Here is a 25,731-nt window from a genome sequence, read left to right as displayed (position 1 = left end):
TCCGTGACCGGGAGACGACATGCGGCCGTTTGGTATCGTGGGCCTGCAACTTCAGCTGGCCAGGGGCGACAACACCGCGCGGATCGCCGCCGAGATCGCGGCCGTGAAGGCGCGCATGCCCTGGGTCGAAATGGTCGTCATCGGAGAACTGGCTCTGTTCGGGGCTTCCACCGACGACGCCCAGCCGATGCCGGGCGAGGCCGAAGCGAAGATGTGCGAAGCCGCGCGTGCGGCGGGGGTCTGGCTGGTCCCCGGAAGCCTGTTCGAGCGCGACGGCGAGCGCATCTACAATACCGCCCCGATCATTGATCCCACCGGTCGCGTGGTGGATCGTTATCGCAAGATCTTCCCGTTCCATCCCTACGAGCAGGGCGTTTCCGGCGGCGACCGCTTTGTGGTGTTTGACGTGCCCGACGTCGGGCGTTTCGGCCTGTCGATCTGCTACGACATGTGGTTCCCGGAAACCATCCGCACCCTGGCATGGATGGGGGCTGAGGTGATCCTCCACCCGGGCATGACCAACACCATCGACCGGGAGGCGGAGCTCGCCATCGCCCGCGCCAGCGCGGCGACGAACCAGGTGTATTTCGTCGATATCAATGTCGCCGGCCCCCTCGGTGTGGGGCGGTCGGGCGTGTTCGGCCCCGGCGGCGAGGTCGTGCACCAGGCGGGTTCCGGTCACGAGGTGATCGCCGTCGAGCTCGACCTGGATCAGGTCAGACGGGTTCGCGAACGGGGCTGGCACGGTCTCGGACAGCCGCTGAAGAGCTTGCGGGATACGCCGATCGTGTTCCCGCCATACGCAGAAGGTTTCACGGCCTCGCCGGCGTTCGCCGGATTGGGACCGCTGGAAAAGCCACAGGTTGAACGGACGAAGACGCCGGAACCCAAGGGCAGGGACTAGGAAGCGGCCCTGGCGCGCCGACTGCGCCAGACAGCGAAAACACGGCACAGTCCGTGTTCAAGGAGGGGGTTGCAGGATGAACAAGTCACACCTTAGAGGCGCCACGTCGTTCGGCGTCCTTATCCTGGCCCTGGCCGCCCATGGCGCCGCCATGGCCCAGGACAGCCAGGAGAGTCCGCAGACCGACCTGGGCGACGTCGTGGTCACCGCCACCCGGCGCGAGCAGAGCGTGCTCGACGTGCCCTACAATATTTCGGCCGTGTCGGGCGAGGCGATCGAGGACGCCAAGATGACCGACGCCGCCGAGCTGATGCGCGGCATTCCGGGCGTCTCGGTGGTCGATCGCGGCTACCGCAATTCCGGCGTGCTCAACAACGTCCTGATGCGCGGCATCAACGTCGACAGCAACGCGCTCGGCGACTACGCCGTCTCCAGCGTCGCGCCGGTCTCGACCTACATCAACGACACCCCGGTGTTCGCCGGCTTCCTGCTCAAGGATCTGGAACGCGTCGAAATCCTGCGCGGGCCGCAGGGTACCCTCTACGGCTCGGGATCGCTCGGCGGCACCGTCCGCTACATCACCCGCGCGCCCAAGCTCGGCGTCTTCGAAGGCGCGGCCAACGTCACCGGCAGCAACGTCGAAGGCTCAGACAGCATTGGCTGGGGCGCGGACCTGACCCTGAACGTGCCGCTGGGCGACACCGTCGCCTTCCGCGCGACGATCACGCGGCTCGACTACCCGGGCCTCACCGACTATGTGAATCTCTATGTGCTCGACGGGACGGGCGCGCCGGCCGCGCCCGGCGGAATCCTGTCTCCGGACGCCGCCTATCGCAGCCAGAAGGACGCCGACACGGTCGATATCTGGTTCGGCCGCGCGGCCCTGCGCTGGGTCCCCAATGAGTGGTTCGACGCGACCGCCACCTACGCCCGGCAATCGGACGAGATCGGCGGACGTCGCCAGGTGACCCGCGGCGTCGATGGCTTCGGCAACGCCTACGGCGACTACGAAAACGGCTCGGTCCAGCTTGAGCCGTCCTCCCGGGACGTGAGCCTGGCCAGCCTGGAAATGAACGTCGACCTGGGCTTCGCCACGCTGACCTCCTCGACCTCGCATTACGAGCACGAGGGCGACAGCGTCAGCGAGAACACGGGCTTCTACGCCAAGGCCGGCTTCCTCAGCTTCTATTATAATTATCCGCGCCCGATGGCTTCGGCCGAGCGCGCCTACTCGGACGAAGCGACCATTCAGGAGGTCCGGCTGGTCTCGCAGACCGGCGGCGATTTCGATTATGTGGTCGGGGCCTTCTACAACGACAACACGCTGATCGTGTCGCAGGACAGCTATCTGCGCGGGTTCAAGCGCTGGTGGGATCTCGCGACCGGCTTCCCGGCGGCCGTGTCCGGCGATCGCGACTTCATCTATCGCCGCCACGAGGAGTTCACCGACAAGGCGATCTTCGGCGAACTGACCTGGCACGCCACAGACACCCTGGCCCTGACCGGCGGCGTCCGCTGGTTCGAGAACGAGGCGGTCAACAACACCTTCATCGACGTGCCGCTCTACAACTCGCTGAGCCAGCCGGTGACGGCGACGTTCCGCTCGTCCGAGAGCAAGGCGCTGTTCAAGGCCAACCTGTCGTGGGCCTTCGACGACGATGGTCTGTTCTACGCCACGGTGTCCGAAGGCTACCGTCGCGGCGGCTCCAACGCCGTGCCGCTGGCGGGCAATTTCGCCGAGGACCCGCGCTGGCAGGTCTACACCTCGGACTCGGTCGTCAACTACGAGGCCGGCGTTAAGGGCCGGCGCGGCTCCGTCGTCTATGACGCGGCGCTGTTCTACGTCGACTGGGAAGACATCCAGCTCAACACGGCCACGCCCACCTGGGGGTTCTACGTGGTCCAGAACGGCGGCAAGGCCCGCACCTACGGGCTCGAGACCGCCATCGACGTCCGGCCGACCGACGCCCTGCACTACAGCCTCGGCTACACCTACACCAACGCCCGGCTGAGCGAGAATGTGGTCAGTCCGCTTGGCACGATCCTGGCCCTCGACGGAGCCAGCCTACCCGGCACGCCGGAGCACGCGATCACCGTGGCGGCGGACTACACCTGGCGGATGGGCGGCGATATCGACGTGGTCGCGCGGACCAGCGGCTTCTATCAGTCGGGCACCCGCAACGCGATCGGCGGGCCGACCTTCAACACCGCGCTTCCGGGTTTCCAGATCTGGAACGTCTCGGCGTCCCTGGTCAGGGGGCCGTGGGCCGCGACCCTCTTCGTGAAGAACGTCTTCAACGAAGCGGGCGTGACCGGCGAGTTCACCGAGGCCTACATGGGTACGGCGCCGGCGGCCGGATACTACGGCAACGGATCGAAGGAATTCATCTCGCTGCCGCGTACCATTGGCCTGTCGCTCGACTACAGCTTCTAGGACGGACATGGCCAGCCTGGCGGTGGAAGACGATGCAATGGCGGCGCTGGGCGGGGTCTCCCCGCTCATCCGTGACGGTCGCATCGGCGAAGCCCTCTCCAGGCTGGCCACGATCGAGGCGGGGGCGGGCGACGACGCCCGCCTGCTGCAACATCTGGGCGAGCACTACACCCACTGTGGAAAGCCGGACGCCGCCGCCCGCTGCTACCGGCGCGCGGTCGCCCTGACGCCCGATGATCCCGGCTGTCTCTACAATCTCTCCGCGGCGCTGATCGCGCTTGGACAGATCGTCGAGGCCGAGGCGCTGCTGGACCGGGTCATCGCCCTGGCTCCGCACGACGCCGACGCCTGGCAGAACCGCTCGACGCTTCGTCGCCAGACTCCGGACGCCAACCATGTCGCCGGCCTGCTCGATGTCGTGGAACAGGTCCGGCCCGGCCCCGCCGAGGTCGCGCTCTGTTACGCCCTGGCCAAGGAACTGGAAGATCTGGGCGACACCGATCACAGCTTCGCCTGGCTCAAGCGCGGCGCCGACCGACGGCGCGGCCGGCTCAGCTATCGCGTCGAGGCGGATGTGGCGGCCATGGCCGAGATCGCCCGGGTGTTCGACGCCGCCCTGTTCGAGCGCCCGGCCTCGGGCTGCCTGGAGACCGGTCCGGTCTTCGTCCTCGGCCTGCCCCGCAGCGGCACCACCCTCGTCGACCGGATCATCAGCTCGCACGGCGATGTCGATAGCCTCGGCGAGATCAATGATTTCGCGCTCGCCCTGACGCGGCTGGCAGGCGCCACGGGCGGCAAGGGCGACCTGATCCGCCGATCGGCCGATCTCGATCCGGCCGCGCTGGGCCGGGCCTATCTGGACAGCGTCGCCGGCTACGGTCGGACCCGGCCGATGTTCATCGACAAGACGCCGGTCAACTTCCTCTATATCGGCCTGATCGCCCGGGCCCTGCCCAACGCCCGGATCATTCACCTGCGTCGCCATCCGCTCGACAGCGGCTATGCGCTCTACAAGACGCTGTTCCGGATGGGTTGCCCCTATTCCTACGATCTGGAGGACCTGGCGGCCTATATGCTGGCGCATCGTCGCCTGATGGACCACTGGCGCACGGTGGTTCCGGGCCGGATTCTGGACGTCGACTACGAGGCGCTGATCGCCGATCAGGAAGCCGTCAGCCGGCGGATCGTCGACCATTGCGGTCTCGACTGGCAGGACGCCTGCCTGACCTTCCACGAGAACACCGCGCCGGCCGCCACCGCCAGCGCGGCCCAGGTTCGCCAGCCGATCCATGCCCGGTCCGTCGGCCTGTGGCGACGGTACGCCGACCAGCTCGAGCCTCTCGCCGCGGCGCTGCGGGCGGGCGGCGTCGATCCGATGGAGCTGGTCTGATGCGCCGGATCCGGCTGGCGGGCGTCGTCCTGACGGCGGCCCTGACCCTCGCAACCTCCGCCCTGTCGGCGCCGATCTTCGTCGACGACTTCCAGGACGGGGAGGCGGACGAATGGGGCGCGTCCGGCGTCGGGGACGTTCGTCTGACCACCTTTCAGGACAATGTGTCGCTCCGGCTGACCGGCGCCGCCGCCGCCACGACGTCCGTCTCGACCGTCGGCTACGGGCAGGTGACGGTCTCGGCCTCGCTGGCGGCCCTGTCGCTGGGGCGGAACGACGCCTGTGTCGCGGAGGTCTCCACCGATCGGGGCGCGACCTGGCGCGAGGTCGTCTCGGTCCGCGCCGGCGCCGATGACGGCGTCACCCTCCACCGGGGAGAAACCGCGCCGGCCGGCGCCGGTGACAATCCTCGCCTGCTGCTGCGCTTCAGGGCCGCCGGCGGGCCCCGCGCCATGTGCTGGGGCGACGGGGTCACGGTCACGGGCCAGCCGCTCGCCGCCGCGGCCGTCGGGGCGGAACCCAGGACCGATCTGACCTTCGACAGCCTGACGACCGGAACCGGCTTCGCCGCCCCGGTCGACCTGTCCGCCTTCGCCCCGCCGCCCGCCGCCGGGGAGCCGACCGGACGGCTCGACGGGCGGCTGGTCCTGGACGTTTCCAGGGTCGTGCTGAACCTTACGGTGCTGAAGGACGAGACCGCCGACACGGCCGCCGCCCGCGCCGCGCGCGCCACCCTTCCGGCCTTCGATTTCGCCTTCGTTCAGGAGGGCGCCGCCCTGATCCCGCTGCAGCGAGGACCCGTGGCCGCGGCGCATTCCGAATGGGAGTGGGTGCTGGAACCCGGCCGGGTCTGGCGCGAGGAGAGCGACCACGGCTGGCTGCGGGCCGCCGTGCCCTTCGCCCTGGCGGAGCGCAACGCCAACTGCCTGCACAACGGCGTGCTGACCTTCCTGCTTCAGCCCGACGGCGCGGTGTCGCGGGTCGCCCTGGAGGTCGCCTCCGAGACCTGCGCCTATCTGAAGTTCGACGCCTGGGGCATGGTCCCCGCGCGCTTCGCGCCGGGCGCCGTGGCCGGAAGCGAGGCGGCCGCCTCTGCCTGGCGCGAGGAGGTCGCGGCGCGCCTGCCGGTGCGGCCCGTCGCCGACCTCGCCGGCCTGTATCCGGGCGTCGACCTCGGGCGGCTCGACCTGATGACGCCGGCCGACGGCGATCCGGCCTCGGCCTGGGGTCTGGTCGTGGACGGCGTCCACTACGCCGGACCCTGCCGGACCCGTCACGGCGACTATCCCTTCTGCGAGGTCCTGGCCCTGCCGTCCTATTCCACCGCCAAGTCGATCGTCGGCGGGGTCGGGCTGATGCGGCTGGAGGCGCTGTATCCGGGGACCGCCGCGGCCCTGATCCGCGATCACGTTCCGGCCTGCGCGCGGGACGACGCCTGGGCCGGGGTGACGCTCGGCCACGCCGCCGACATGGCCACGGGGATCTACGGATCGACGACCTTCGAGGCGGACGAGAACGCCCCGTCCATCCAGGCCTTCTTCGAAGCGCCTGACCACGCCGCCAAGGTCGCCTACGCCTGTGGCGAACACCGGCGGCGAACCGGACCGGGGCGCACCTTCGTCTATCACACGACCGACACCTATCTGCTGGGCGTCGCCATGGCCGACATCCTCAAGGACCGGACCGGGGGCGATCTCTACGCTGATCTGGTCGCGCCGTTGTGGCGGTCGCTGGGTCTCAGCCCGACGATCCTGCAGACGCGCCGGACCGCCGACGCCGTGAGCCAGCCCTTCACCGGCTGGGGCTTGACCTATCACAGCGACGACATCGTCCGCATCGCGGGGTGGCTCGACGACGGGGCGCTGGCGGACGGACGTCCGGCGCTGGATGCGGCCATGCTTGCGGCGGCCCTGCAGCGCGATCCGGTCCCGGCCGGGCTTGCCGGCGGCGGCCCCGACTACCGCTACAAGACCGGCTTCTGGGCCAGGAACCTGGCCGGGCCGCTCGGCTGCGACCAGCCGCTCTGGACGCCCTTCATGTCCGGTTACGGCGGCATCTCGGTGGTCATGCTGCCGGGTGAGATGACCTTCTACTATTTCGGCGACAGCGGGATCTTCGACTGGTCCCCGGCCGCGGTCGAGGCCGCGAAGATCAGGGGACTGTGCCGATGACCGACGATGTTCTGGCCGCCGCGCCGCCGCGCCGCCGCCTGCCGCACATCCCCGAGGACAGCCTGCTGGCCAGCGTCCTCCTGTCCTTCCTGGCCACCGCCGGCCTGTTCTATGTGAACATCATGGCCGCGCTGGTCGACGGCCTGATCAGCGGCGCCGGTCTGACGCCGAAGCAGGCGGGTCTGGTCGCCTCGGCCAATGTCTACGGCGCGGCGCTGGGCGCGCTGATCGCCGTCTTCATCATCCGCCGCCTGCCGTGGCGACCGACCGCTCTGTCCGTGCTGTGCGGACTGATCGGCGTCGATCTGATCTCGACCCTGATCAAGGCCCCGGACCTGCTGATCGGGTTGCGCTTCTTCCACGGTCTGATGGGCGGCCTGCTGGTCGGGGTAGCTTTCGCCGTCATCGCGCGGACGAGGACGCCGGATCGCACCTTCGGCATGCTGCTGGTGGTCCAGTTCGGACTGGGCGGGCTCGGCCTGATGTTCCTGCCCAGGCTGGTGCCGGTCTTCGGGCATGGAGTGCTGTTCCTGGCGCTGGCCGCCTTCAGCGCCGTGACGCTGGCCATGACGCCGTTCCTCGGCGTCTACGCGCCCCGACCGGCGCCGTCGCCGCTGGCCGCCAGGGCGGCGACCCGCTGGGTTCCGCTGATCCTCGCATTCGCGGCGATCTTCCTGTTCCAGGCCGCCAACATGGGTCTGGCCGCCTACATCATCGGGCTGGGGAAGACCGCGGGCCTGGAGCTCGGATTGATCACCAGCACCCTGGGCGCGGCCAACTGGATCGGCGCCCTGGGCTCCATGCTGGTGGTGGCGATCGGGGTCAGGTTCGGCCGCTTCTGGCCGCTGATGGCGGGACTGGCCCTGACTCTCGGCGGGACCTGGGCTTTCCATTTCAGCGGCCTGCCGTGGATTTTCCTGATCGCCAACATCGGGACGGCCGTCACCTGGGCCTTCGTCATCCCCTATCTGCTGGGCATGTGCGCCGCCTTCGACACGGTCGGCCAGATGGCGGCGCTGGGCGGCTTCTTCTCCAAGATGGGTCTGGCGTCCGGCCCCGCCCTGGCGGCCTTCGTCGTCGCCGGCGGACAGTACGACGGCCTGATCAATCTGGCCGTGGCCGGCCTGTTGCTCAGCGGTCTGGCCTCGATCGCCCCGGCCCTGGCGCTGGACCGACAGCGTCCACCGGCCTGATCACCACCCTCAACGCGGTCCGCAACGATCGCCCCTTGTCCTTCGCCTACCGGAGCTGATGCCCATGTCCACCAATGCTGACCTGCACGCCCGTCGCCTGGCCGCTGTGCCGCGCGGAGTCGCCACCGCCACCCAGATCTTCGCCGCCCGCGCCGAGAACGCCGAGCTGTGGGATGTCGAGGGCCGCCGCTATGTCGATTTCGCCGGCGGCATCGCCGTGCTCAACACCGGCCACCGCCATCCCAGGGTGCTGGAAGCCGTCCGGGCCCAGCTCGACGCCTACACCCACACCGCGTTCCAGGTGGTGGCCTATGAGCCCTATGTCGAACTGGCCGAACGGCTGAACGCATTGGCCCCCTTCGACGGACCGGCCAAGACCATCTTCTTCACCACGGGCGCCGAGGCGGTGGAGAACGCCGTGAAGATGGCCCGCGCCGCCACCGGCCGTTCCGCGGTCATCGCCTTCACCGGCGGCTTTCACGGCCGGACCCTGCTGACCATGGCCATGACCGGCAAGGTGGCGCCGTACAAACGCCTGTTCGGCCCGCTGCCCGGCGAGGTGTTCCACGCCCCGTTCCCGGTTCCGCAGTACGGCGTCACCGTCGAGGACAGCCTGCGAGCGCTGGACTTCCTGTTCCGCGCCGACGTCGAGCCCGAACGGGTGGCGGCGATCATCATCGAGCCGGTGCAGGGGGAGGGCGGCTTCCAGCCGGCCCCGCCGGAACTGCTGCGGGCCCTGCGCGAGATCTGCGACCGGCACGGCATCCTGCTGATCTCGGATGAGGTGCAGGCCGGCTTCGCCCGCACCGGCAAGATGTTCGGCATCGAGCACAGCGGGGTCCAGCCGGACCTGATCACCGTGGCCAAGTCGCTGGCCGGCGGCTTCCCCCTGTCGGGGGTCATCGGCCGGGCGGCGATCATGGATGCGGCCGAGCCCGGCGGGCTGGGCGGCACCTATTCCGGCCCGCCGATCGCCTGCGCCGCCGCCCTGGCGGTGCTGGATGTGATCGCGGACGAGAAGCTGATGGCCCGGGCCGACGCCCAGGGCGAGCGGATCAAGGGCCGGCTGCAGGCCATGAGCCGGCGCAACGATCTGGTGCCCATCGCCGGCATACGCGGTCCGGGGGCGATGGTCGGCTTCGACATCGTCCGGGAACGCGGCAGCGGCGAGCCCGACGGCGCCGAGGCCAAGGCGGTCACCGTGCGGGCGCTCCAGAAGGGGCTCATCCTGCTGTCCTGCGGCGTCCATGGCGAAACCATCCGCCTGCTGGCGCCCCTGACCACGCCCGACGTGATCCTCGACGAAGGGCTGGATATCCTGGAAGCCTCGCTGGAGCGTCTGTCGTGAGCTCTCCGCACGATCCGGCAGAGCGCGCGCGCCTGGCCCTCAAACGCCCCGATCTGCTGCGCGAGGCGGCCTGGATCAACGGCGCCTGGGTGACCGGTGAGACGCTGATCGCGATCACCAACCCGGCTACCGGCAAGGTGCTGGGCGTCGTGCCGGCGCTCGGCGAGGCGGAGACGCAGGACGCTGTGGCCGCCGCCGCCGCGGCCTTCCCGGCATGGGCGGCGCGCTCGGCCCGGGAGCGGTCGCAGATCCTGCGCCGCTGGTACGAGCTGGTCATGGCCCATCGCGACGACCTCGCCCGGCTGATGACCGCCGAACAGGGCAAGCCCCTGGCCGAGGCCCAGGGCGAGGTGGCCTACGCCGCCGGCTTCATCGAGTGGTTCGGGGAAGAGGCGCGCCGGGCCTATGGCGAGGTGATCCCCGGCCACCTGGCCGACAAGCGGATCGTGGTGCTGAAGCAGCCGGTGGGGGTCGTCGCCGCGGTGACGCCGTGGAATTTCCCGGCCGCGATGATCACCCGCAAGGTCGCCCCGGCCCTGGCCGCCGGTTGCACCGTGGTGCTCAAGCCCTCGGAACTGACGCCGTTCTCGGCCCTGGCCCTGGCGGTGCTGGGCGAGGAGGCGGGGCTGCCGGCCGGAGTGTTCAACATCGTCACCGGCCCGCCGGCGCCGATCGGAACCGTGCTGACCACCGATCCGCGGGTCGCCAAATTCACCTTCACCGGCTCGACCCCGGTGGGCAAGTTGCTGGCCGCCGCCTGCATGGGCACGGTCAAGCGGGTGTCGCTGGAGCTGGGCGGCAATGCGCCCTTCATCGTCTTCGACGACGCCGATCTCGACGCGGCCGTGGAGGGGGCGATCGCCTCGAAATTCCGCAACACCGGCCAGACCTGCGTCTGCGCCAACCGGCTGCTGGTCCAGTCGGGGATCCATGACGCCTTCGCCGCCCGGCTGGTGGCGCGGGTCGAGGCCCTGCGGGTCGGCGATGGTCTGGACGGTCCGACCGACCAGGGGCCGCTGATCAACGCCGCCGCCGTGGCCAAGGTGGAGGCGCACATCGCCGACGCCCTGGCGGGCGGGGCGGCCGTCATGACCGGCGGGGCGCGGCGGGGCGACCGCGGAACCTGGTTCGAGCCGACGGTGCTGCGCGATGTGGCGCCGGCCGCGCTGCTGAACCGGGAAGAGACCTTCGGGCCGGTCGCGGGTCTGGTGCGGTTCAAGACCGAGGCCGAGGCCCTGGCCATGGCCAACGACACCCGCGCGGGCCTGGCGTCCTACGTCTTCACCCGCGACCTCGATCGCGCCTGGCGGATGGGCGAGGGGCTCCAGTACGGAATGGTCGGTCTGAACACCGGCCTGATCTCCACCGAGGTGGCCCCGTTCGGCGGGATCAAGGAGTCTGGCCTCGGCCGCGAGGGCTCGCACTTCGGCCTGGACGAGTATCTGGAACTGAAGATGATGTGCCTGGGCCTGCGGCCGACCCGGCTTCTGGACTCATAGGCTCTGAGCCACAGCCGGGGTGGTGCGAGCAGGACGGCGGCGCGGCAATGCGCGGTAATCCCTGAATACCGGGACCCGGCGTGGTGGCAGAACCTGGCTCGAGGATCGCGAAGCCGCAGCGGGGAGCAAGGCCAAGGCCGCAAGGCTGGATGCGATCAAGCGATCGCCCGCCGCCCGCCCGCCGCTCGGCTACGACCCTGATGGCAGGAAGCTGCAGCTCAACGAGACCGAGGCCGAGCTGGTCCGGCACATCTTCCAGCGGTTTCTGGAGCTAAAGTCGGTGCCGGCGCTGGTGAAGGAATGGAAGGCAGAAGGGCGGGTCTCCAAACTCTGGACCGCGACCACCGGCAACGTGTTCGGCGGCATGCCCTTCGACAGCGGCGCGCTTATCACCTGCTCAAGAACCCGACCTACCTCGGGATGGTCCCGCACAAGGACAACCGCACCGGTTTGCACCCCGCAAATGCCGAGTTTGCGGGGTTAGCGGCGATGCAAAGTTAATACAGAGATACAGTGTAGTGCGTGGCGGACAGAGAGGGATTCGAACCCTCGGTACGCTTTCACGTACACACGCTTTCCAAGCGTGCGCGATCGACCACTCCGCCACCTGTCCGTTTCCACGACGTCGCCCAAAGGCCTTCGTGTCCCGCCGGAGGTCGATCCGGCGCGAGGCGAGGCTGATAGAACACCCGGACCCCCTCGGCAAGCGCCTCGACGCATCCCATATAGACGTTCGACCACTCGACCGGAGCCGCCGCCATGCTGTCCAGGAAATCCCACGAAATGCCAACCCCCGCCGAGGCCCTGCCGGGCCGTTCGACGCCCCTGCAGACCGACGAGGTCCACTATGTCACCGGCCGGCCGCTGAAAGGCCCGCATCCGGAGGGATTCCAGACCGCCATCTTCGGCATGGGCTGTTTCTGGGGCGTAGAGCGGATCTTCTGGCAACTGCCCGGCGTCTGGGTGACCTCTGTCGGATATTCGGGCGGCATAACCCCCAATCCGACCTATGAGGAGACCTGCACCGGCAAGACCGGCCACGCAGAGGTGGTCCAGGTGGTCTTCAATCCGCACGAGATCAGCTACGGCGATCTGCTGAAAACCTTCTGGGAGAACCACGATCCGACCCAGGGGATGCGCCAGGGCAATGACATCGGCACGACCTACCGCTCGGCCGTCTACTATTTGAACGACGAACAGCGGGCCGAGGCCGAGGCGTCGCGCGACGCCTATCAGGCCGCCCTGTCGAAGGCCGGGCGGGGAACGATCACCACCGAGATCGCGCCCGCGGGCCCCTATTATTTCGCCGAGGACTATCACCAGGGCTATCTGGCCAAGAACCCCGCCGGCTACTGCGGCATCGGGGGAACCGGCGTCGTGTGTCCGATCGGCGTGGGCGTGGAGGCCTGACGATGGATCGGGAGGGGGTGGGCAAGGTCTGCCTGGCCCTGCCTTCGGCGACCCTGGACCATCCATTCGGCGACCATCATGACGCCTACCGCGTGGGCGGCAAGATGTTCGCCATGGTCGGCGAGCAGGGCGGAATCTCGTTCAAGGTCTCGGACATCGCCTATGAGGTGCTGACCGAATCCGGCCACGCCCGCCCGGCGCCGTACATGGCGCGCAACAAATGGGTGAACCTGCCGCGCATCGACGACTGGCCCGACGACGAATTGGCCGAACACCTGGCCATCGCCCACAGCATCGTGGCGGCGAAGCTGACCAGGAAGGCCCGGGCGGAGCTCGGGCTGGCCTGATCTCGTCCAGCCTGCGTCCGGTTCTGTCGTAGCGACCGGTTAATCTCCCCCAAAGCGGATGGCCGGGACGGATGGGGAAGGGAAGTTGGCACGGTTTGGCACGGTTGGCGCCCCGAACTTCCGAAACCGCGCCAACCTCCTGCGGACTTCAATCCGCCGGTCGCGTCTTCTCCCCGGCGATCCAGCGGTTCATCCGCTCGTCCAGCAGGGCCATCGGCAGGGGGCCGTCGACCAGCAGGGCGTCGTGGAACCGGCGCACGTCGAACCGGTCGCCCAATTCCCGCTCCGCCCTCGTCCGCACCTCGCGCAGCCGGATCTCGCCGATCTTGTAGGCCGTGGCCTGGCCCGGCCAGCCGATGTAGCGCTGCAACTCGGTCTCGATGTTCAGCGGGGCGAGGGCGGAGTTGTCGCGGAAGCAGGCGCGGGCCTGTTCGATGTCCCAGCCCAGCCAGTGGATGCCGGTGTCCGACACCAGCCGGCACGCCCGCCACATCTCGTAGCTCAGGCGTCCGAACCGCTCATAGGGCGTGCGATAGAAGCCCATCTCCTCGCCGAGGAACTCCGAATACAGGCCCCAACCTTCGATGAAGGCGGTGACATCGACGCTGCGGCGGAAATAGGGGCCGTCCTCGGCCTCCTGCTGCAGGGCGATCTGCAGGTGGTGGCCGGGCACCGCCTCGTGCAGCGTCAGGGCCGGGAGCTCATACAGCCCCCGCTGGTTCAGGCTGGAGGTGTTGACCATATAGCCCCCGGCGACGCCGTTCTCCATCGAGCCGGGGTTGTAGCGGCCGGTGGTGTAGTTGGCCTCGATCTCGCGCGGCACGGGGCGGACGCCGTAGGGCAGGCGGGGGAGGGTCCCGAACAGGGCCGGCAGGCCGTCGTCGGCCCGTTTGGCCATCTCCGACGCCTTCTCCATCAGCGCCTCGCGGCTGGTCACATAGAACTGCGGATCGGTGCGCAGGAAGTTCAGGAACGAGGCGAAGTCTCCGGTCCAGCCGGCGGCGCGCATCTCGGTGTCCATACGGGCGCGGATGCGGGCCACCTCTTCCAGACCAATGGCGTGGACCTCGTCAGGCGTCAGGTCCGTGGTGGTGAAGCCCCGCACCAGATAGGCGTACAATTCCCGCCCGCCGGGCCGGTGGACCAGCCCCAGGGTTTCCGGCGCGCGCGTCAGATAGTCCTCGCGCAGGAACTGCGCCCATTCGCGGCGCCGGGGCATGATCCCCTCGGCCACGGCGCGGGCGGCGCGTTCGCGCAAGGCCGCCTGCTGCGCCGCCGGAATGGAGGCGGGCAGGGCGGCGAACGGCTTCAGCAGCGGATCGTTCGCGGGCGTCAGGGCCGCCTCGGGTCCGATCAGGGTCAGGGCATTCTCGACGATGGAGCGGGGCTGGACCAGCCCGGTCTCGAGGCCGCGCCGGGCGTTGGCCAGCTGGTCGGCGTAGATTTTCGGCATGGCCTCGAGGCGGGCGATCCAGGCCTCGGCGTCGGCGGTTGTGGCGATGCGGGTGACGCTGGCGACATAGGCCATGCCCTGGCCGGGGCCGCCCTCGGAGTTGAAGGCGTCGATCCGGCCCGTATCCAGCGGGATGCGGGCGCGCGACCGCTGGACGACGTAGGTCATGAAGGCGTGGTTCAGCCGGTCGTCGTCATTCAGGGCGGCGGGATCGATCGCCGCCAGACGGTCGGCGAACACCTTCAACGTCGGCTCCTGCGCCAGCTCGAAGGCGCGGGATGCATCGGGCATGCGCGACAGCGCGGCGCGGTCGCCCTCCATGCCGGCCGTGACCGGATCGACGGTGCGGAGCCAGGTCTCGTAGTCCGCCAGCACCGCGGCCAGCGCCGGATTCTCGGCGTTGCGGACGGCCGCGGCCGGCGCCGGGGTCTGGGCCGCCGCCGGCTGGGCGAAGGCGGCGAGCAGGGCGATGGCGCTGGCGGCGATGACGGTTTTCATAGGGTCCCTCCCGAAGAGGGGGGACTGCACCGGAGCCGGCGCCCCGCGTCAACCGCAGAAGGCGAAGAACCGCTCGATATTTGGCGCCGATCCGGGATGGGGCGCATAGGCCTCCCGTTTTCCGTCCTGCCACAGGGCCAGCCACCCGACCTGCCGGAACCGTCGGAACACAGGCGCATCCGCAGGGGCTTCGCCGCGCAGGAAGACGCCGTCATGCAGTTGGGACGGCTCGGCCCGGGCGGGGAAACGCTCCGTCTCGCCGCCCGATTCGATATGGAACTCCGGCTTCGCGTCCGTGGATGCGTTCCCGTTGAGGGTCAGCCGGCCGGAGCCGCGATCGCAGTCCAGGCCCAGCCGCAGATCATCGCTCTCGGCCAAGCCGTAGGCCAGCCGCGCCCCCGTCTCGTCGCTGTGGAAAAACCAGTCATAGCCTTCGACGGGGACAGGCGATCCGCTGGACGCCGTCCCCGGCGCCTCGGGCGTGGTGGTCGCGCAGGCGGACGCCGTGATCGCCAGAACAGTGAGGATGAGGATCGTGGGGCTGCGCATGTCGGCTCCGGGATTCAGCCGGAACACAGTTCCGAGAAACGGCGCAGCTTGGCAAGGTGGGGCGCCGGAACCTCGACGGGCCGCCGGTGGTCGCCAACCAGTACGTTCATCCGGCCATCCGCCGCGAAGGCCGCGAAGGCGGGATGGTCAGTGCGCAGCGTCAGCCTGGTGGACTTGCCGCGCCCGGCCTCGGCCTCGGCCATGGCGACGGCGTCTCCCGACGCGACGCGGGCCATGCCGGTCATGACCGGTCCATACAGGGTGACCCGAGCGACGCTGGACCCGGGATCGCACTCCAGGGTGACGCGCAGGTTGGCGGTGTCGGGGATCTCATTGGCCAGCACCACGGGCGCGGCGTCGGCATACAGCGTCCAGGTCCAGCCGGTCGCTGGCGGCCCGGTCTGCGCAGCCAGGACGGCGGCGGCTAGAATGGCGATCATGGTTCAGCCCCCGCTGAGGTTTGAGCAATTGTGGTCAGGCCTGCCGGTTTCCGCAATAGGCGAAGAAGTCATCGATCATCTTGCGCTCGTCGCGGGAGGCCGTCAGTTCAAACGCGCCTGCATCGCCTTCGACCGCCATCGTGCCGCGCCGGGCCAATTGCTTCAAAGAGGGGTCGTCGACGGACAACCGGACCTCGTCCTCCAGTCCGCCGCTGAGAGGATCGATGGCGACAGTGTTCATTGCCGCCTTCTGCACCCGCGGTCCCGACGGCTTCACGTCGCCATAGAGGACGGCCTGGGCCTGACCCGGCTCGCAGGTCATCATCAGCGCCAGCTGGTCGGAGTTCGCCACTCCGTAGGCCAGCTTGGCCAGATCGCCCTCATGGCTGAGGTGCCATCCCATCGGCGCCGCGCTGGTCTGGACATCGGAGTTCGTTGCCTGCGACCGGGCGGCGAACGCGATCAGTCCGAGGGCGGCGACAGCAGGGATGGCGAACTTCAGCATGAAAAACACTCGCGTCTGGTAGCCAAACGCTGCTCTTCATTAACGGTTCACGGCCCCGCTTGGGTCTGGCCCGGCAGTTATCGCCTTGTGGCGGAATTATCGCGGGGGCGCCGACCGAGGCCGCGTCGGGTCGGGAGGTGCCGAAGGGCCGACAACCGCGGCCTCCTAGAACGGGCTGAATCGCTCCACCAGCGCCTGGGCCGCCGGCGTGGCCTGGACCCGGCTGATATCGCCGCGACCGCCGTAGCTGATGCGGGCTTCGGCGATCTGGGTGTGGGCGATGGTGTTGGCCGAGCTGATATCCTCGGGCCGCACGATGCCGGCGACGGTCAGTTCGCGCACCTCGCGGTTGGTGCGCACCTCCTGTCGGCCCTGGATGACCAGGTTGCCATTGGCCATGACGCCGGTGACGACGGCGGCGATGGTCAGGCTGACCTTCTCCGACCGGTTGACCGAGCCCGAACCGTTGGCGTTGGACTCGCCTTCCAGTCCGACAAGGTTCTGCGGATCGAATCCGCCCGGGAAGGCGCGGCCCAGGCTGTTCTCCAGCCCGAAGAAGTTGGAGATGCCGCCCGATATGTCGTTGGAGCGCGACCGCTGGGTCGAGTTCTGGGTCTGGGCGCGGTCGTCGATGTCGATGTTGACCGTCAGGATGTCGCCGACGCTGCGGGCGCGCTGATCGCCGAAGAAGGTGCGGGCCCCGGTGCGCCACAGGCTGTTGGCGCTGGCGGCGCGGTCCGCCTGCTGCTGGGCGGCCGACGCCATGATGATCTGGTCGGTGGGAACCAGCGCCGAAGGATAGCCGATGGGGGCCAGTTGGGGTCCCATGACGGTTTCGACGGCGGTCGAGCAGGCCCCCAGGGCCAGAAGCAAGGCGGCGGCGAGGATCGTGGCGGTACGCATCAGGACTGTTCCCTTTACCGGGCAGCGAGTTGTTGGGGGGCGGTGCGGCTGGCGGGACCGGCGGCGGCCTGACCCGGGGCGATGGCGACCGCGTCTATGACCCGGTTGGACTGCAGATTGCGTATCGCGAGACGCTGGCCGACGGCGGCGTTCCCCTCGGCTCGGCCGCTGATGGTCAGGCGAACGCCGCCCATCTCGTAGGCGACCTCGACGATGTCGTTGCGGCTGATCACCCGCTCGGCGTAGGCGCTGCGGGCCGGAGCCGGGCGGGAGACGGGAGGCGAAACGGAGGGCGCCGCAGCGACGGAGGCGGCGGCGGGCGCGACCGCGGCGTTGCGCACCACGACGCGGCGCAGCCCGGTCGGATTTGCCCAGTCCAGCCCCGACTGGCGGGCCAGGCTCTGCAGCTGTCCGGCCTCGAACACGACCGAAGGCCCCGAACGGGCGCCGATGACGACGCCGGAGGCAGGACCGGCGCCGTCGAACAGGTCGCCCAGCGTGACCCGCCCGTCGGAATCCACCGGATTGGCCTTCAGCGTCACCGGGCCGGCCAGGGCCGGACCCGCCAGCAGTAAGGCGGCGGCGAGGATCAGGGTCCTCACGATTTCACCTGCGCGCTGACCGACAGCATCTGGTCGGCGGTGGTGATGACCTTGGAGTTCATCTCATAGGCCCGCTGGGCGATGATCAGGGCGCTGATCTCGGACACGGCGTCGACGTTGGACGCCTCGGTGTAGCCCTGCAGGATCTGGCCGAAGCCGACCTCGCCCGGCGTGCCGACGTTGGCCGTCCCCGAGGCGGCGGTCTCCATCAGCAGGTTGTCGCCGACGGCTTCCAGCCCCGCTTCGTTGAAGAAGCTGGCCAGTTCCAGCTGGCCCACGATCGCGGGCTCGGTCTGGCCGTCGGTCTTGACCTGCACCTGGCCCGACTTGGAGATCGACACGTCGATCGCGTCCTGCGGGATGGTGATGGAGGGTTCGACCGCATAGCCGTCGTCTGTGACCAGCTGGCCTTCGCCGTTGACCGAGAAATTGCCGGCCCGGGTATAGGCGGTCTCGCCCGAGGGCAGGACGACCTGGAAATAGCCGCGTCCGTCGACCGCCATGTCGTAGCGGCCCCCCGTCTGGGTCGGGCTGCCCTGTTCGGTGATGCGATAGACCGAGCCGGCCTTCACGCCCGCGCCGATCTGGATGCCGGTCGGCACCACCGTGCCCTGGCTGGACGACTGCGCGCCCATCCGTTCGACGTTCTGGTACAGCAGGTCCTGGAACTCGGCCCGCTGACGCTTGAAGCCGACGGTATTCATGTTGGCGATGTTGTTCGAGATGACCTCGACGTTCAGCTGCTGGGCGGCCATGCCCGAGGCTGCGGTCCTGAGTGCGCGCATTTCCCGGTCTCCCTTTCTATGCCCGGCCCAGCCGCTCGACGGCGCGGCGTGACAGGTCGTTGGTGTTCTCGATCATCCGCGTCACGCTCTCGTAGGCGCGCTGGATTTCGATCAGATTGGTGATCTCGAGGATCGGATTGACGTTGGAGCCTTCCAGCATCCCCTGACGCACGCGGGCGTCGGTCGCCTCGCTTGCGGCGGCGTTGGAGGCGTTGCGGTAAAGGCCGTCGCCGCCCTTCTCGAGGGCGGCCAGGGTGTCGAAGCGCACCACAGACAGCCGCCCGACGAGCGCGCCGTTCTGGCTGATGACGCCGTCCGGCGCCACGGACGGCTCGCCGAGGGCCGGGTTCAGGATGATGTCGCCGGCGTCGCCCTGAACGGCCGCGCCGCCCTGTGTCGTCAGCCGGCCTTCGCCGTCCACGGTGAAGGCGCCGTCGCGGGTGTAGGCTTCGCCGGCCCCGTCGGTGACCTTGAAGAAGGCGCCTTCGCCCTCGATGCCGAAGTCCAGGTTGCGGCCGGTCTGGCCCAGGGCCGCCTGGCCATAGTCGCGGCCGACGCCGTTATCCAGCACGAAGCTGACGCCGGGGCGGATGAAGGCGTTGCGGGCGCGATCGCCGAGTTCCGCGCCGACCAGCAGCTGCTCGACCTTGAAACCGGCCGTGTCCGCATTGGCGATGTTGTTGGCCACGATATCGAGCTCGCGGCGCAGCGTCATCTGGCGTGACAGTCCCACATAGGCGGCGTTTTCCACGGGCGGCTCCTTTCGGCTCCTTCCTCGCAACGGCCGTGCCAGAAGGGTTAACTCAATGCTGGCGGGCATTTGAGCCGTAGAGCTTGATCCGGAGCCCGGCAGGTTTTGCCGGTTCTTAGCGGCTCGTTAACCAAAAAACGGTCGTATGGGCCGAGAGATTCTCGGGGCGCGTCGCATGTTCAAATTCGGCAAGAAGAAGGGCGCGAAGGTCGACGACGACGACGCCAGCCTGCCCGCCGTGTCGGAAGCGCCCGCGGAGGACGGCGAGGAGGGCGATGCGCCGAAGAAGAAAAAGCTTCCGCTGCTCTTCATCGTCATTCCGGCCGCCCTGGTCGTGCTGGGCGGGGGCGGGGGCGCGGCCTTCTTTCTGATGCAGCCCAAGGCCGCTGCCGCCGAGGACGGCGGCCACGGCGCCGAGAAGAAGGGCGGTCACGCCAAGAAGGAGGACAAGAAGGGCGGGGGCCATGGCGGCGGCGCAGATGCTGCGGCCGACCCGGCGCTCGGTGTCATCGCGGAAGGTCCCGACGGGGTCACCTTCTTCACCCTGCCAGACATGGTGGTGAATATTCAGGCGCCCGACGGCCGCCCGACCTACCTCAAGCTGAAGCTGACGCTCGAGACCAAGGATATCGCGGTCGCCGAACAGCTGCAGGCCGAGATGCCGCGGATGCAGGACATGTTCCAGGGCTTCCTGCGCGAGCTGCGTCCTGAGGATCTCGCCGGCTCCGCCGGCAGCTTCCAGCTGCGCGCCGAGATCCTGCGCCGCGTCAATCTGATCGCCGCGCCGGGCAAGGTGGACGCCGTGCTGATCGAAGAAATGCTGGTGCAGTAGGCATGACCGACGCGGCCTTCGCCGACGAAGCCGATCCGTTCGCGGAAGCGACCGACCCCCTGACCGAAAACGACGGGGCGGAGGCTGCGGCCGCCATTTCCGAACGGGTCCTGAACCAGGACGAGATCGACAGCCTGCTGGGTTTCGATCTGGGCGACGACGACGGGGCCGAGCGCTCCGGAATCCGGGCCATCATCAACTCGGCCCTGGTGTCCTATGAGCGCCTGCCGATGCTCGAGATCGTCTTCGACCGCCTGGTGCGGTTGATGACGACATCCTTGCGCAACTTCACCTCGGACAACGTCGAGGTCAGTCTCGACAACATCTCGTCGATCCGGTTCGGCGACTATCTGAACTCCATCCCGCTGCCCGCCATCCTCGCGGTGTTCCGTGCCGAGGAGCTGGACAACTACGGCCTGCTGACAGTCGATTCCAACCTGATCTATTCGATCGTCGACGTACTGCTGGGCGGCCGCCGCGGCACGGCGGCGCTGCGCATCGAGGGGCGGCCCTACACCACCATCGAGCGGGTGCTGGTCCAGCGGATGGTCGAGGTCGTGCTGGCGGACGCCCGCGCCGCCTTCGAGCCGCTGACCCCGGTGCACTTCACGCTCGACCGGCTGGAGACCAATCCGCGCTTCGCCGCCATCGCCCGTCCGGCCAACGCCGCCATTCTGGTCAAGCTGCGCATCGACATGGAAGACCGCGGCGGCCGCATCGAGCTGCTGCTGCCCTACGCCACGCTCGAACCGATCCGGAAGATGCTGCTGCAGCAGTTCATGGGCGAGAAATTCGGTCGCGACAACATCTGGGAAGGCCACCTGGCCACCGAGCTCTGGACCACCGAGACCGAGGTCCGCGCCGTACTGGACGAGCAGCAGCTGCCCCTGTCCCAGGTCCTGGCGCTGAAGGTCGGCGACACCCTGATGCTGAACGCCACGCCCGACAGCGACATCTCCGTCCGCTGCGGATCGATCCCGGTCACCACCGGCCGGATGGGCCGCAAGGGCCAGCATATCGCCGTACGCGTCGAGGCCCCGATCAGCATCGAGGCGGCGACCAGTCTGACCAAGGGGAAACGCTGATGACCGGTATGATTCTCGACGGCGTCCTGATGCTGCTGCTGGTGGCGGCTCTCGGCTACGGCGTGCGGCTGGAGAAAAAGCTGACGGCCCTGCGCGCGGGCCAGCAGGCCTTTGCTTCGGCGGTCACCGAACTGAACGCCGCCGCCGGACGCGCCGAGGCGGCCCTGGCCAGCCTCCGGGCCTCGGGCCAGGAGACGGACCTCCTCCACGACCGCATCATCAAGGCGCGCGAAGTGAAGGCGCAGCTGGAGGCGCTGATCGCGCGCGGCCCCGTCACCTCGGTTGAAGCCGCGCCTGCCCGGGTGAAGCCGCAGCCCGCGCCTGTGCAGTCTGCGCCGGTTGAGGATGAACGCGCGCTTCGCATGGCGGCGCTGGCCGAACGCATCCAGGGCATGGCGCCGGCTGCGGCCCGGGCGCCGGCGCCGGTTCCGGGCGGAAACAACGTCGCCGCCATCCTCGGCGCCCTGACCGCTAACCAGTCTGCGAAGCAAAGCCTCAACCGGGCGCGTCGTAGCCTGGACGAAGACCTGTTCGCCGCCTGATTTTCATTCTTGTGGCCCTCTGGCGAACGCGCGGCGTTCGCCGGCCTGAGGGCTGGAGTAGCCGACCATGAGCAAGATCCCCCGCCTGCTGCCGCTGATCGCCATCGCCATCGGCGGGGTGGTGGTCGTCCGCGCGGTCGGCGTCGCCCCCGGCATGTTCGAGGGCGCCAGGGCCTGGGCCGAAGAAGCCGCGCCCGCCGCAGCCCCGGCTGCCGCCGCCGCTGCCGCCGTCTGCGCGCTGACGCCGGAGCAACTGGCCCAGCAGGCCGGCATTTCGCCGGCCGAGCTGCGCATCCTGCAATCGTTGTCCGGACGCCGCGTCGAGCTGGACGCCCGCGACGCCGATCTGGCGGCCATGCTGCCGCTGATGGCGACCGCCGAGCAGAAGCTCGACGCCAAGGTCGCCGCGCTGGAGGCCGTCAAGGCCGAGGTCAAGGTGCTGCTGGGTCAGGTCAGCGAGCAGGAAAAGGCCGAGAACGACCGGCTGGTCGCCGTCTATTCCGCCATGCGGCCGCGGGAGGCGGCCCGCGTGTTCGCCACCCTCGACGACGATGTCCGGCTGCCGGTCGCCGCCGCCATGCGGCCGCGCTCGCTGGCGGCGATCATGGCCCAGATGGAGCCCGCCGCGGCGCGCGTCCTGACCGAGAAGCTGGCTCACCGCTTCCAGGCGCGCCAGCAGCTGGCCGCGCGCGCCGCCGCGGCTGCGGCCCCCGCTGCGACCCCGCCCGCGTCCCCTGTCGCCGCAGCTGTCACGGGCGCGCCGCCGCCCGTCCAGACGGCCGCCGCGGACACGCCGCCCGCCGCCGCGCCTGCCCGTTCCACGCCGACCCGGACCGCGGCCCGTCCGCCCGCGCGCCGTCCCGCGCCGCGCCCGGCCGCCCGCACGCCCGCGCCGGCCGCCGCGACGCCGGCTCCGACCGAGCCCGCGGGCGAGCGGCCCTACCAGCCCGCGCCGGGCGCCCCGGCCGCCGCGGCCAACGCACCCCGTCAGTCCGTCCAGTAGGCCGCCCGCCAGCGGGCAGAAAAAAGGGCCGCATCCTTGCCGGATGCGGCCCTGTTCGGTTCGGAAAAGGCGTGAGCCCTATTCGATGTCTTCGTTCAGCAGGCCGACCTTGTAGAAGCCCTGCTCCTGGAGGGCGTTCATGACCTCCATGAACTGGTCGTACTTCACTTCCGGCTGGGCGCGGACGAAGACGCGCTCTTCCTTGCAGCCCGGATTGCCGCCGCCGAGGGCCGCGCAAACGTCGGGAATCAGGGTCTCGATCGTGGTCTGCTGCTCGGCGATGAAGATCGAGCCCGTGTCCTGGATGGTGATGTAGACCGGTTCCTTGACCTCGCCCGGAGGGGGCGGGGTCGCCGGCGGCAGGTCGAGGCGGATCGAAACGGTCGCCAGCGGCGCGGCGACCATGAAGATGATCAGGAGCACCAGCATGATGTCGACGAACGGCGTGACGTTGATGTCCGCGTTCTGGTCGATGGTCTTGCCGCCCTGGCCACCGGGGCCTGAAAGTTTGGAGCCCATGTGCTTCAGTCTCTCCATACAGCCCGGCGCGATGGCGGCGAGCGCAAGCTATGACGTTCGGTTCGTCTCTTGGCGTCCCGCAAGTCGCTTGTAAAGCGGCTTCGGGCCCCGTGAGGTTCCGAAGCGTGGCGTTTGCGCAAAATACGCTTGCGGGGCGAACCTTCAGCCCTTGGCCAGCTTCAGGAAACGGTCCTTCAGCGCGGAGTCGGACTTGAAGACGCCAGTGAACCGGGTGGTGATGGTCGAAACGTGGCGATGGTGCACGCCGCGGGTCGTCATGCACTGGTGTTCCGCGTCGATCAGGATCGCCACGCCCGCGGGCTGAAGGTGCGATTCGATGGCGGCCGCGATCTGGTTGGTCAGGACTTCCTGGGTCTGAAGGCGGCGCGAGAAGATCTCGACCACGCGGGCCAGCTTGGAGATGCCGACGACCTTCTCGTTGGGGATGTAGGCGACATAGGCCTTGCCGAGGAACGGGGCCATGTGGTGCTCGCAGTGGCTCTCCACCTCGATGTCGCGCAGCAGGACCATGTCGTCGTAGCCCTGGACGTCCTCGAAGGTGCGGCTCAGCTCCTTTTCGACGTCGGCGTCATAGCCGTCGAACCATTCGCCATAGGCGTCGACCACCCGGCGCGGGGTGTCGATCAGGCCGGGCCGGTCGGGATTGTCGCCGGCCCAGGCCAGCAGGGTGCGCACCGCCTCCAGCGCCTTCTCGCGCGAGGGGCGCGGGGCGGGGTCGTTGTCTCCGACCAGAACCGGCTTGACGGGGATGACGCTCATTCTCGATCTCGACGCTGTTCGCTTGTGCAGCAGGACCGCTATATGGGACGGCGGGTCCGTCCCGCAAGAAAACTGAAAGCCACCGCCTCACTATGCCGCTGACGATCCACGACACCCTGCACCGCGAAAAGCGCGTGTTCACGCCGCGAAATCCGGACCGGGTGACCCTCTATGTCTGCGGCCCGACGGTCTATGACTTCGCCCATATCGGCAATGCCCGGCCGCCCGTGGTGTTCGACGTGCTGGTCAGGCTGCTGCGGCGGACCTACGGGGCCGACAAGGTCGTCTACGCCCGCAACGTCACCGACGTGGACGACAAGATCAATGCGAAGGCGGCGAAGGAAGGCGCGCCGATCGGCGACGTCACTTCGCGTTACGAGGCCGCCTATCTGGACGACATGAGCCGGCTGAACGTTTCGCCGCCGGATCTGGCGCCGCACGTGACCGACCATATGGAGGCCATCGTCAGACAGATCGGCGCGATCATGGATCAGGGCTGCGCCTACGCCGCCGAGGGCCATGTGCTGTTCGACGTCTCGTCCTACGGGACCTACGGCCGGCTGTCCGGCCGGAACCTGGACGACATGATCGCCGGGGCCCGGGTCGAGGTCGCGCCCTACAAGAAGAATCCGCACGACTTCGTGCTGTGGAAGCCGTCGAAGGAGGGAGAGCCGTCGTGGCCGTCGCCGTGGGGCGAGGGGCGGCCGGGCTGGCATATCGAATGCTCGGCCATGATCGAGGAGACGCTGGGCCTGCCGATCGACATCCATGGCGGCGGCATCGATCTGGTATTTCCGCACCATGAGAACGAGATCGCCCAGGGCGTCTGCGCTCACGGCCACGCCCATGAGCCGGACGCCCATGCGGAATACAGCCGCTACTGGATGCACAACGGCTTCCTGACCGTCGACGCCGAGAAGATGTCCAAGTCGATCGGCAACGTCCTGCTGCTGCACGATCTGGTGCAGTCGATGCCGGGCGAGGTGGTGCGCTGGGCCCTGCTGAGCGCCCACTATCGCCAGCCGCTGGACTGGAACCAGTCGCTGCTGGACCAGAGCCGCAAGGCGCTGGACCGGCTGTACGGGGCGCTGCATCGGGCCGCGGGCGTTCAGGCCAATGGCGACGAACCGCCCGAGGACTTCCTCAAGGCCATCGAGGACGACATCAACACCCCCGGCGCCATGGCCACCCTGTTCGCCCTGTCCAGCGAGATCGAGCGCGCCATGACGGCGGGCGATCACGGCGTGGTGGCGCGAGCCAAGGGCGAGCTGATCGCGGCCGCGAACATTCTGGGCGTGCTTCAGGCCGATCCGGCGACCTGGTTCGACGCGGGCGTCGACGACGCCTTCAAGGCCGAGGTCGAAACCCTGCTGGAACAGCGGGCCGCGGCGCGGGCCGGCAAGGACTGGCCCGAGGCCGACCGCATCCGCGACCGGCTGAACGCCCTGAACGTGGTCGTCATGGACGGGCCGACTGGCGCGACATGGCGGGTCAAAGGGTAGAACCGCCCCTCCTTTCGTCATCCTCCGGTCTCGCTGCACTCGCCGGAGGATGACGAAAGAACCGGCGTGAGGCGGCAGCTCGGTTGTCAAAGACCGGACATGCGTCATCGCTCTCCGGCGTCGCCGCCGGAAAGGTGGGGAGGTCGCGGAGCGCGGGCGGCTATGCCCGGAACCGTGATGTGGCCCCCTGCTTTCGCGTTACGGGGACCGGAATGTGTTTTCGGCGTCGCCGCCTTCGCTCCGCGTGATCGCGGCTTCCGAGCGCTTCGGGGCGGGCATCGCATGG

24 protein-coding genes and 1 tRNA gene are annotated in these 25,731 nt (G+C 69.0%); 14 read left to right on the top strand and 11 right to left on the bottom strand.

Going from position 1 to position 25,731, the window contains the following annotated elements; all coding sequences use genetic code 11:
- The first annotated feature begins 19 nt into the window (after positions 1–19).
- The 7 genes from VN378_RS10030 (at position 20) to VN378_RS10000 (ending at position 10,939) form a co-directional block, all read left to right on the top strand.
- Positions 20–904 carry a carbon-nitrogen hydrolase family protein gene (locus VN378_RS10030; RefSeq protein ID WP_325743421.1) on the top strand — a complete coding sequence of 295 codons (885 nt, stop codon included), beginning with the start codon at positions 20–22 and terminating at the stop codon, positions 902–904.
- Between the two features lie 76 nt (positions 905–980).
- Positions 981–3,338, top strand: coding sequence for a TonB-dependent receptor (locus tag VN378_RS10025; protein WP_325743419.1), 2,358 nt, complete (start codon positions 981–983; stop codon positions 3,336–3,338).
- Between the two features lie 7 nt (positions 3,339–3,345).
- A complete protein-coding gene (locus tag VN378_RS10020; protein WP_325743417.1) occupies positions 3,346–4,728 on the top strand; it encodes a tetratricopeptide repeat-containing sulfotransferase family protein in 1,383 nt (460 codons plus the stop codon).
- Positions 4,728–6,899: a hypothetical protein gene (locus VN378_RS10015; RefSeq protein WP_325743415.1), complete on the top strand. Its 2,172-nt coding sequence runs from the start codon at positions 4,728–4,730 to the stop codon at positions 6,897–6,899. The genes VN378_RS10020 and VN378_RS10015 overlap by 1 nt, the downstream gene beginning before the upstream one ends.
- Positions 6,896–8,092: an MFS transporter gene (locus VN378_RS10010; protein WP_325743413.1), complete on the top strand. Its 1,197-nt coding sequence runs from the start codon at positions 6,896–6,898 to the stop codon at positions 8,090–8,092. The genes VN378_RS10015 and VN378_RS10010 overlap by 4 nt, the downstream gene beginning before the upstream one ends.
- A gap of 64 nt (positions 8,093–8,156) precedes the next feature.
- Positions 8,157–9,440 (top strand): 4-aminobutyrate--2-oxoglutarate transaminase, encoded by a 1,284-nt coding sequence (gabT, locus tag VN378_RS10005; protein ID WP_325743411.1) that lies wholly within the window; start codon positions 8,157–8,159, stop codon positions 9,438–9,440.
- A complete protein-coding gene (locus VN378_RS10000) occupies positions 9,437–10,939 on the top strand; it encodes an NAD-dependent succinate-semialdehyde dehydrogenase (RefSeq protein ID WP_325743409.1) in 1,503 nt (500 codons plus the stop codon). Before gabT ends, VN378_RS10000 begins: the two co-directional genes overlap by 4 nt.
- Before the next feature lie 523 nt (positions 10,940–11,462).
- Here the strand turns inward: VN378_RS10000 and VN378_RS09995 are convergent.
- Positions 11,463–11,552: transfer RNA gene (locus tag VN378_RS09995), tRNA-Ser, on the bottom strand.
- 146 nt (positions 11,553–11,698) lie between these two features.
- On the opposite strand from VN378_RS09995, the gene msrA reads away from it, so the two are divergent.
- A complete protein-coding gene (gene msrA / locus VN378_RS09990) occupies positions 11,699–12,349 on the top strand; it encodes a peptide-methionine (S)-S-oxide reductase MsrA (RefSeq protein ID WP_325743407.1) in 651 nt (216 codons plus the stop codon).
- Between the two features lie 2 nt (positions 12,350–12,351).
- Positions 12,352–12,696 carry an MmcQ/YjbR family DNA-binding protein gene (locus tag VN378_RS09985; RefSeq protein ID WP_325743405.1) on the top strand — a complete coding sequence of 115 codons (345 nt, stop codon included), beginning with the start codon at positions 12,352–12,354 and terminating at the stop codon, positions 12,694–12,696.
- A gap of 148 nt (positions 12,697–12,844) precedes the next feature.
- On the opposite strand, the gene VN378_RS09980 is transcribed toward VN378_RS09985, so the two are convergent.
- From VN378_RS09980 to flgF, 8 genes are all read right to left on the bottom strand, one after another.
- Positions 12,845–14,647, bottom strand: a complete 1,803-nt coding sequence (locus VN378_RS09980) for a DUF885 domain-containing protein (RefSeq protein ID WP_325743403.1) — start codon at positions 14,645–14,647, stop codon at positions 12,845–12,847.
- 48 nt (positions 14,648–14,695) lie between these two features.
- Positions 14,696–15,196: a hypothetical protein gene (locus VN378_RS09975; RefSeq protein ID WP_325743401.1), complete on the bottom strand. Its 501-nt coding sequence runs from the start codon at positions 15,194–15,196 to the stop codon at positions 14,696–14,698.
- Between the two features lie 14 nt (positions 15,197–15,210).
- Positions 15,211–15,636, bottom strand: coding sequence for a hypothetical protein (locus tag VN378_RS09970; RefSeq protein ID WP_325743399.1), 426 nt, complete (start codon positions 15,634–15,636; stop codon positions 15,211–15,213).
- A 34-nt stretch (positions 15,637–15,670) separates the two neighbouring features.
- Positions 15,671–16,141, bottom strand: a complete 471-nt coding sequence (locus VN378_RS09965) for a hypothetical protein (protein ID WP_325743397.1) — start codon at positions 16,139–16,141, stop codon at positions 15,671–15,673.
- Positions 16,142–16,306: 165 nt separating this feature from the next.
- The gene (gene flgH, locus VN378_RS09960; RefSeq protein WP_325743395.1) at positions 16,307–17,044 is read right to left on the bottom strand and encodes a flagellar basal body L-ring protein FlgH; all 738 of its coding nucleotides are present in this window, start codon (positions 17,042–17,044) and stop codon (positions 16,307–16,309) included.
- Between the two features lie 14 nt (positions 17,045–17,058).
- Positions 17,059–17,646 carry a flagella basal body P-ring formation protein FlgA gene (locus tag VN378_RS09955; protein ID WP_325743393.1) on the bottom strand — a complete coding sequence of 196 codons (588 nt, stop codon included), beginning with the start codon at positions 17,644–17,646 and terminating at the stop codon, positions 17,059–17,061.
- On the bottom strand, positions 17,643–18,431 hold the full coding sequence (gene flgG, locus VN378_RS09950; RefSeq protein WP_325743391.1) for a flagellar basal-body rod protein FlgG: 789 nt from the start codon (positions 18,429–18,431) through the stop codon (positions 17,643–17,645). The genes VN378_RS09955 and flgG overlap by 4 nt, the downstream gene beginning before the upstream one ends.
- Before the next feature lie 16 nt (positions 18,432–18,447).
- On the bottom strand, positions 18,448–19,182 hold the full coding sequence (flgF, locus tag VN378_RS09945) for a flagellar basal-body rod protein FlgF (protein WP_325743389.1): 735 nt from the start codon (positions 19,180–19,182) through the stop codon (positions 18,448–18,450).
- Positions 19,183–19,357: 175 nt separating this feature from the next.
- Here flgF and VN378_RS09940 point away from each other — a divergent pair, with 175 nt between their 5' ends.
- The 4 genes from VN378_RS09940 (at position 19,358) to VN378_RS09925 (ending at position 22,644) form a co-directional block, all read left to right on the top strand.
- A complete protein-coding gene (locus VN378_RS09940) occupies positions 19,358–20,014 on the top strand; it encodes a flagellar basal body-associated FliL family protein (protein ID WP_325743387.1) in 657 nt (218 codons plus the stop codon).
- A gap of 2 nt (positions 20,015–20,016) precedes the next feature.
- Positions 20,017–21,099 carry a flagellar motor switch protein FliM gene (gene fliM, locus VN378_RS09935; protein ID WP_325743385.1) on the top strand — a complete coding sequence of 361 codons (1,083 nt, stop codon included), beginning with the start codon at positions 20,017–20,019 and terminating at the stop codon, positions 21,097–21,099.
- On the top strand, positions 21,099–21,641 hold the full coding sequence (locus tag VN378_RS09930; protein ID WP_325743384.1) for a DUF6468 domain-containing protein: 543 nt from the start codon (positions 21,099–21,101) through the stop codon (positions 21,639–21,641). Before fliM ends, VN378_RS09930 begins: the two co-directional genes overlap by 1 nt.
- 67 nt (positions 21,642–21,708) lie before the next feature.
- On the top strand, positions 21,709–22,644 hold the full coding sequence (locus VN378_RS09925) for a hypothetical protein (RefSeq protein ID WP_325743383.1): 936 nt from the start codon (positions 21,709–21,711) through the stop codon (positions 22,642–22,644).
- A 78-nt stretch (positions 22,645–22,722) separates the two neighbouring features.
- Here the strand turns inward: VN378_RS09925 and VN378_RS09920 are convergent, their stop codons facing one another.
- Both VN378_RS09920 and folE read right to left on the bottom strand, forming a co-directional pair.
- Entirely contained in the window at positions 22,723–23,163 is a 441-nt protein-coding gene (locus VN378_RS09920; RefSeq protein ID WP_325743381.1) for a biopolymer transporter ExbD, read from the bottom strand.
- Positions 23,164–23,325: 162 nt separating this feature from the next.
- Positions 23,326–23,943, bottom strand: a complete 618-nt coding sequence (gene folE / locus VN378_RS09915; protein ID WP_325743379.1) for a GTP cyclohydrolase I FolE — start codon at positions 23,941–23,943, stop codon at positions 23,326–23,328.
- A gap of 92 nt (positions 23,944–24,035) precedes the next feature.
- On the opposite strand from folE, the gene cysS reads away from it, so the two are divergent.
- The gene (gene cysS, locus VN378_RS09910) at positions 24,036–25,445 is read left to right on the top strand and encodes a cysteine--tRNA ligase (protein ID WP_325743377.1); all 1,410 of its coding nucleotides are present in this window, start codon (positions 24,036–24,038) and stop codon (positions 25,443–25,445) included.
- The last annotated feature ends 286 nt before the right edge of the window (positions 25,446–25,731 follow it).

The sequence above is a fragment of the Brevundimonas sp. genome (assembly GCF_035561115.1).
Taxonomy (GTDB): domain Bacteria; phylum Pseudomonadota; class Alphaproteobacteria; order Caulobacterales; family Caulobacteraceae; genus Brevundimonas.
This window is presented reverse-complemented; position numbering and strand designations above follow the sequence as displayed.